Raw genomic sequence first — 6,171 nt, 5'->3', positions numbered from 1 at the left:
TCCAAAAACAATCCAGAGGAAAACAACCGGTCCAAAGCACGCTCCCATGATAGCGCCAAAGATCGGTCCGGTTCCCGCTATATTAAGCAGCTGCACCAAAAAAGCTTTCCAGGCCGGCATTGGAATAAAGTCCACACCATCATGTTTCGTGTAGGCAGGTGTATTACGCTCATCCGGGTCGAATGCTCTTTCAATTATCCTTCCATAGATGAGGTAACCAAATATTAACACAACAAACGAAATAATCAGCGAAATCATTTTCACCTCCGTACTCATATCCTTTGCTACATCGTGTAGCATAGTCTGGAATAAGTAAATTATTATTGGTCGTGATAAATGTACGCTCAAAAACCGTGCCTCGTGCTACTGCAGTAGAAAAAAATATCAGTCACTTTCATGTAAAATCATATACTTTGTAACAGCGGCACAATGGATAGCGGCCTCTTCCTCGAACTGTTCGTAGGACATTTCCTCCGAATCATCTGCCTTGTCTGAAATAGCTCTGATGATGACAAAAGGCGTATTATTCAGATAACATGCCTGCGCTATAGCCCCGCCTTCCATCTCGCAGCATAGTCCTCCAAAAGTAGAAATAATATATTCTTTCTTCTCTTTTGAAGCTATAAACTGATCTCCGGTGCATATTCGCCCTTCAAAGACATTTATCTCGGGCGCAGCCTCTTTTACTGCATTCACTGCATCTTTTACCATTGATTCATCTGCCGGAAAGGCTACAATACCATCCACTTCCGTTTCACCCGGGGCATACCCTAATGGAGTTAAATCAAAATCATGCTGCACTGCCTCTGATGATACGACAATATCGCCTATATCTATATCAGCATCCAAAGAGCCTGCGACGCCGGTATTGATTACTTTATCTACGTCAAAGTTTTGTATAAGAAGTTGTGCGCAGATTCCGGCATTCACTTTTCCGACTCCGCACTTAACAATGATCACATTTTTTCCTTCAAGTTTGCCTTCGTAAAAGTCCATCCCTGCAATTGTGGTAACTATCTTATCTGTCAATTGCTCTTGTAGGCTGGAAACTTCCTCATCCATCGCACCTATAACGCCTATCACCTCGCGTTTCTCAGAATTCGATCCGCAGCCGCACATTATTAAAGCTACCATCAATACGCATGTCATGACCTTAAGTATCTTTTTATTCTGCATAGAGTGAATCCTTCCTTCCTAATTTATTTGTGTCTTATTGCTCCAGAATGTGGCTCCTTCTCTCCTGTTCTATTTTGTTCTATTCTTTTTGATTCCAAGAACTGCCCATCTGAAGAATGGAATCTTAGATATCAGCTCAAATAGTATAAATGCAACGACAAATGCAGAAACTAAGCTTAATACATAAACCAGTGCTGGCGGAAGAATATGCCGCGCGCCTACTTCCACAGCAATGATTGATATTCCGAGATAGTGAAAGATATATAGTCCCCAGCTGTGTCTGCTCATCCACGATGTGAATGCATTGGTAAAATCAAGGAACCTTGCCCCTACCGAAAGAAATGCAATAGAAGCAAAATATCCAAAGAACGTATATAACGGATACCTGTTCACAGGTACATCTGCGTAGTTTTCCCCAAAGTAGCGAACCGAAAATGCAATCCCCAAAACAACCGCAGCTATTATAAAAGGCAGGCACCACTTCTTTATGATTTCAATTACCTCATCATGGGAAAAGACAAAGTATCCCAGCCAAAAAGCCATCCCATGATAACCGAATCTGTAAACACAGATGATAGGTGTATTAAGAATCTGCGCTGCTCCAAATACCGGAATAGAGAACAGAATGATTGCTATGATATTTGTTCGCGATCCCAGTTTCCAGAGCCTGTCTCTTTCAATCTTTCGTATCGCAATCAGTACAATTGAGAATACCCAGAGCAGTTGTATGTACCACAGAACTCCTATGCCGCTTAATACCATGATAAGAAATGCGACCGACGTGGGCACTGTCTTCATCATATTCATGGCATCTGTCGATCTGGTATTGAAGTATCCCTGAATAAACTGAAAGGCAAAAAGACCTATCGTTGAGGGAACAAGCAGCTTGGTAGTCCTGCTTCTTAAAAACTCCTTATCCGAATGATTAGAAAGATAATATCTGGAGCTGATACCCGATACCATAAACAGAAGGAACATAAACCACGGATGCGTCAGATATTGGAAAACGTCATAATACTGCACCTCAAGTCCTGTAATATTTCCCACAACACCCGGGATGCCTTCCGCATTATACATATAGATAACATGGTAAACAACTACAATTACTACCGTGATCCACCTTATATTGTCGAGGTAATGTTTTCTCATATCCGCCACTTCTCATTCTTCAAAACCACGTAAGTTCTTTCAAGCATACTTATATTAAGTACCGCGAATATCAGCAGGTAAAATGGCATGATGCCAATTCCAATATGCATTTACGTGATTTTGGCTCATTGATTCTTAAACCCAATATACCATATTGCGTTTATATCTTTTGTTAAAAATGTATAAACACCCTAATTAGTCATGCACTTTACAGCATTATTAAATAATCACCTTTCCCTATATCCAAATGATATTTCAGGCTTTCATCACAAAAATTTTATAATCTGTTCGATTGAAACATTTGTTCGACAAGTGTATTATATATAATACGCAAACAGTTGTTCGGAACATATATTCGATATTTGTTATGAGGAAATACTATGGAAACAGATTATAAGATCATTGCGGTGGACTTTGATGGAACGCTTTGCTATAGCAAATGGCCGGATCTGGGTGCACCCAATAAGACACTAATAGAATATCTGATTAAAGAAAAAGCTGCCGGGAATAAGCTCATCCTCTGGACCTGCCGTGCGGGGCAGGCGCTGATGGATGCCACAAGATGGTGTGAGGACCACGGTCTGTCTTTTGATGCGGTCAATGACAATCTGCCTGAGATAGTAGAGCTATATGGAAACAACAGCAGGAAGATCACCTGTGATCTGTATATTGACGACAGAAGTGTCTATATCGATGCTATGGGAAATCTCCAAGGAGCTGCATTATGAGTAATCTTTATAATTGTAATAAACCATAAATCCAGAAGTGCCCATACCTTCGGATAGATCTCGGAGTATTCGCAAAGACACAGTAAATATAAAATAATGCGCCTTGTTTTCTTTCATGATTATTCAAAACAGAAAACATGGCTTTTATTTTATATTAACTGTCTCTATTGCTCATACTAAATCGCTCTATCCAAAGGTATGGGCACTTCTGGATTTATGGTTTACTACACATATAAAAAGTGATTGGCTTATTTCCTAGAACCTCTGTGCTATTTTAATTCTATATTTGCAATAGAACTTGAAAGTCTACTATCTAACAGGATCACTTGGTGGGAAAAAGGTTAGCGTGAATAGAAAAAAGGCTACTCAAAGAGAGTAACCTGTCAACGTTGTTTAATCTGCATTATTAGAGCATTCTCATAAACTATGAGCGATTATTCTTTATTTCGTCAATCATGCGCTTTCTCTTAATTCTTCTAATCTTTGAACAATCTCATCGATATTATCCGGTGTGTTTATGCCGACATCGTGAAAATATATGTAGTATGGAAGTTTTTCTTTTGAAGCAACTCTCTTTCCATTTGAATCAGTTGGGAATTCATATGGAGTAACCTGACCTTTAAGGATCATATCCCTGATTTCAAAGAAAATATCGCCTGAAAAATCTGCTTTTGTGCAGTTAGTGCTGCTTGACCTTGGATAGTATTCAAAGTGCAGTGTGTCTGTATCTTTTTCGTACTCAAGGACATACTTGCTGTCATAATGATTAGGGTAATAATCTGAGCTGGGTATTTTAGCACTTACAAATACAGTGATACTTCTTTGATTTTCAAATTGTGAATTATCAATGGTACATAGAATAACAGATTGGAAAGTGCGGCATTGATATTGTAACTGCTGATTATAATTTTATTATCGCTTCCAGCATTAAATGATATGCTTGTCCCAGATATAGTCGCTGCAAGTAAATAAATCGCTACCATGATGATCTTTGTGAAAAGATAGCGATCATGAATAAAAGGTATAGTTCCTTTTTTTGTCTCTCGTTCTCCTGTGAGAATTTTAGTCTTCAATTTCTTAACAGTGTTATTTTCTGCGTTATCTGATTGTGCTAGTTCCTTTAATAATTTCAGAAAGGACTCTTGATGATGAATAGAATATGGCATTCCTTTCTTATTTTTCATCATAACTTCATGAAGTATACTGAGCTTTATATTATCTTTTTCCTCAAGATAGCAATCAAATACATAATTTCTAAACCAATAATGATACTCGATAAAATCAAATGTACTATCTACTGTACTGATGGCCTCCATATGTGGCTTTAAATTTTTGATTCCGCTAATATTTCCCAGCTTATCTTCACACCTTACTTGTTTCTTTTGGAAATCTCCAAGAAAAAAATACTCCCAATGCCCAAATTATCAATCTTATAACAAGTGAATAATACGGTGTTTCAGGTTTTAAGAAAAACATTAAAAGCGTTGTAACAAAAAAGTAGCTATAAATATCAACAGAACAATACTATGAAATTTGTATTTTTTATTTTTTTTAAGTAGTTCTAATATATCTTCTTTGGTTAATTCTTTCATACGCTTCCCCCTATATATGCCTTAACCAATAAGACTTGATATTTCTGGCATTAGATTTTCTTTAAAATCAGCAATCATAGCTGTATTAAATTTAAACCTTGCAAGAGGTTCCTCCACTGCTTCTTTATATGCTGCATAATCAGCCTTGCTCTTAAATCCGTCAAAAAATAATCGAACTATATACCACAGCGTAGTAGCATATAATGCTACTTCCGGCGGAGAACGACACTCATAAATACACTTATAGTAATAATATCCATGAAAAAAGAGCCCAGGCCATATTGGCACCAGACTCTTTACTGAAATCATTATGAAGTTAGCATAAAAAAACAATTCTACTGGGAATAAGTAAATCACTCCTTAGGAACTATACATTATTCTCCTGCTTTTCCGTGCTTTCGGGAAATCTTCTTGATACTTCCAAACTATCTTATCTATTAAAGGACACTCTTTTGCTGAAGCAGCTATGTTAGCAAGGTATTTAGTTTTTATATCAGCAACTTTAACTTGTCCATTTCCAACCTTGACGTCAATAATTTTACACATAACAAGTCTCCTTACAGCAATTATCACAGGTATCCGCTTCTGTTTTCATTATACACTTTTTCTTGACTCTTCTATTCCTCATCCTTACCTATCATGGCCAAAAAGAACAGCCATATAGTCACGTTTTCTCTGAAGGACTCTATCAACATACATCATGTTTCCGTCAAGCCGATAAAATGCCAGATACTCCTTAAACCTTACAGAATAGTACCCGGTAAACAGCTCCTCATAGTAAAGAGGCGTACCTGTCTTGGGATGATTTATCATAGATTCAATCTTATCCTGCAGATCATCAAGATATCTGTGTGTAACATCAAGGTCACGTGACACCATAAAAACATCATCAAAAATCATATCCATGTCTCTGATGGCTTCAGGTGAATAGTCTATATCATAAGTCATCATTTCTGTCTGTTGCGGAAGTGTGCCCTGACATCAGCTGCAGAGACATATCCCTCTTCCTCTCCGGAACGTCGTCCCTTATTAAGCTCACACATGAGCCTGAGCATAGCTTTGGTCTTCTCTATTTCTTCATCTTCTTCTATATCTCTTATGGTATACTTACCGCGCCCGTTCACAGTAAGATATACAGGAGAACCATATTCAACTTTTTCAAGTACTGTATTATAATTCCTAAGATCTGAAACCGGACTTATTACTGCCATTTCAAACACCTCACTTTCAATCATATTCTAACATTGTACATCTTATTCCACAAGATTTTAAGTAATATTTTACTAATCATAGACAACAAAAAAGGTGAGTCCCGCTAAGAAACCCACCTTTGAATCCGTCAATATTACCGCTTTCATAGCATTTTGTGAATATCATAATCGTTGATCTGACACATACTTTTACAGCAATAATACCCTTTTCAACTGCCACAGCACTCATATCGTTATGATTTATTCCATTGTCATAATCGCTTGTATTGTGAAGGGAGGAGTACTGCAGCAGCAGAAAAAGTAAAACCTTCCTTT

10 protein-coding genes are annotated in these 6,171 nt (G+C 37.6%); 1 reads left to right on the top strand and 9 read right to left on the bottom strand.

From position 1 onward, the window contains the following. The 3 genes from J6O61_RS15580 to J6O61_RS15570 form a co-directional block, all read right to left on the bottom strand. Positions 1-258, bottom strand: a 258-nt coding sequence (locus J6O61_RS15580) for a carbon starvation CstA family protein (RefSeq protein ID WP_292198868.1), incomplete at its 3' end; no start/stop codon positions are given. A gap of 126 nt (positions 259-384) precedes the next feature. Then, complete coding sequence (locus J6O61_RS15575; protein WP_292215062.1) at positions 385-1,083, bottom strand: 5'-methylthioadenosine/adenosylhomocysteine nucleosidase; 699 nt, start codon at positions 1,081-1,083, stop codon at positions 385-387. 162 nt (positions 1,084-1,245) lie between these two features. Beyond that, positions 1,246-2,325, bottom strand: a complete 1,080-nt coding sequence (locus J6O61_RS15570; RefSeq protein WP_292215057.1) for an acyltransferase family protein — start codon at positions 2,323-2,325, stop codon at positions 1,246-1,248. A 380-nt stretch (positions 2,326-2,705) separates the two neighbouring features. Here J6O61_RS15570 and J6O61_RS15565 point away from each other — a divergent pair, with 380 nt between their 5' ends. Further along, complete coding sequence (locus J6O61_RS15565) at positions 2,706-3,053, top strand: hypothetical protein (RefSeq protein WP_292198866.1); 348 nt, start codon at positions 2,706-2,708, stop codon at positions 3,051-3,053. A gap of 453 nt (positions 3,054-3,506) precedes the next feature. Here the strand turns inward: J6O61_RS15565 and J6O61_RS15560 are convergent, their stop codons facing one another. From J6O61_RS15560 to J6O61_RS15535, 6 genes are all read right to left on the bottom strand, one after another. Beyond that, positions 3,507-3,683: a hypothetical protein gene (locus J6O61_RS15560; RefSeq protein WP_292215055.1), complete on the bottom strand. Its 177-nt coding sequence runs from the start codon at positions 3,681-3,683 to the stop codon at positions 3,507-3,509. A 170-nt stretch (positions 3,684-3,853) separates the two neighbouring features. Further along, positions 3,854-4,369 (bottom strand): hypothetical protein, encoded by a 516-nt coding sequence (locus tag J6O61_RS15555; protein ID WP_292215054.1) that lies wholly within the window; start codon positions 4,367-4,369, stop codon positions 3,854-3,856. A 297-nt stretch (positions 4,370-4,666) separates the two neighbouring features. After that, on the bottom strand, positions 4,667-4,954 hold the full coding sequence (locus tag J6O61_RS15550; RefSeq protein ID WP_292215052.1) for a hypothetical protein: 288 nt from the start codon (positions 4,952-4,954) through the stop codon (positions 4,667-4,669). A gap of 51 nt (positions 4,955-5,005) precedes the next feature. Then, positions 5,006-5,191, bottom strand: coding sequence for a hypothetical protein (locus tag J6O61_RS15545; RefSeq protein ID WP_292215051.1), 186 nt, complete (start codon positions 5,189-5,191; stop codon positions 5,006-5,008). A gap of 84 nt (positions 5,192-5,275) precedes the next feature. Continuing rightward, positions 5,276-5,596, bottom strand: coding sequence for a type II toxin-antitoxin system RelE/ParE family toxin (locus J6O61_RS15540; protein WP_292215049.1), 321 nt, complete (start codon positions 5,594-5,596; stop codon positions 5,276-5,278). Beyond that, positions 5,593-5,880, bottom strand: a complete 288-nt coding sequence (locus J6O61_RS15535) for a type II toxin-antitoxin system prevent-host-death family antitoxin (protein WP_330613802.1) — start codon at positions 5,878-5,880, stop codon at positions 5,593-5,595. The genes J6O61_RS15540 and J6O61_RS15535 overlap by 4 nt, the downstream gene beginning before the upstream one ends. Between the last annotated feature and the right edge of the window lie 291 nt (positions 5,881-6,171).

Origin of the sequence: Butyrivibrio sp. (genome assembly GCF_017635265.1) — a bacterium.
Taxonomy (GTDB): Bacteria; Bacillota; Clostridia; order Lachnospirales; family Lachnospiraceae; genus Butyrivibrio.
Note: the sequence above shows the minus strand (reverse complement) of the source record. Positions and strands in the feature narration are given on the sequence as shown.

Bases quoted from the DNA above. Each gene is read 5' to 3' on its own strand.
- J6O61_RS15570 (WP_292215057.1), bottom strand. From the start codon at position 2,325: ATGAGAAAACATTACCTCGACAATATAAGGTGGATCACGGTAGTAATT.
- J6O61_RS15565 (WP_292198866.1), top strand. From the start codon at position 2,706: ATGGAAACAGATTATAAGATCATTGCGGTGGACTTTGATGGAACGCTT.
- J6O61_RS15560 (WP_292215055.1), bottom strand. From the start codon at position 3,683: ATGATCCTTAAAGGTCAGGTTACTCCATATGAATTCCCAACTGATTCA.
- J6O61_RS15555 (WP_292215054.1), bottom strand. From the start codon at position 4,369: ATGGAGGCCATCAGTACAGTAGATAGTACATTTGATTTTATCGAGTAT.
- J6O61_RS15550 (WP_292215052.1), bottom strand. From the start codon at position 4,954: ATGATTTCAGTAAAGAGTCTGGTGCCAATATGGCCTGGGCTCTTTTTT.
- J6O61_RS15545 (WP_292215051.1), bottom strand. From the start codon at position 5,191: ATGTGTAAAATTATTGACGTCAAGGTTGGAAATGGACAAGTTAAAGTT.
- J6O61_RS15540 (WP_292215049.1), bottom strand. From the start codon at position 5,596: ATGATGACTTATGATATAGACTATTCACCTGAAGCCATCAGAGACATG.
- J6O61_RS15535 (WP_330613802.1), bottom strand. From the start codon at position 5,880: ATGATTGAAAGTGAGGTGTTTGAAATGGCAGTAATAAGTCCGGTTTCA.